The sequence below is a fragment of the Tamlana crocina genome (assembly GCF_012037625.1).
In genome coordinates, this window is record NZ_JAAVJS010000541.1 from 1 (window position 1) to 350 (window position 350).

Consider the following 350-nt stretch of genomic DNA (forward strand, 5'->3'; position numbering starts at 1 on the left):
CGATCATGCCGGGATACAAGTGGCTTATCACCGATGAACACGACCGTTCCAGTACCGAAGCAAAAATGGAGGCCATGGTAAAACTGGGAGTTCCCTACACCGAAGCTGAGATCGCAAATGCACAGGCACTCATGGATGAGCAGGCAACAAAAATTCAGGAAAATCTATATAATGATCCCGATTTTGTTGCCACGTACGAAGCAGACAAGAAGTATGCAGAAGAGAACGGACTTGATTTTATAGAAATGAAAGACCGCGAGATCGTTGCTTTGATCGCTTACATTCAGCGCTTGGGTACAGATATTAAAGTGGTGAATTCAACAACCTCAAACTAATTATCATGCTAAAAT

1 protein-coding gene is annotated in these 350 nt (G+C 43.1%); it reads left to right on the forward strand.

Features of this window, described 5'->3' with window-relative positions; translation table 11 throughout:
• Positions 1-335: cbb3-type cytochrome c oxidase subunit II (locus HC176_RS17960; RefSeq protein ID WP_167920366.1), on the forward strand; the 335-nt coding region annotated here is incomplete at its 5' end.
• Positions 336-350: the final 15 nt, after the last annotated feature.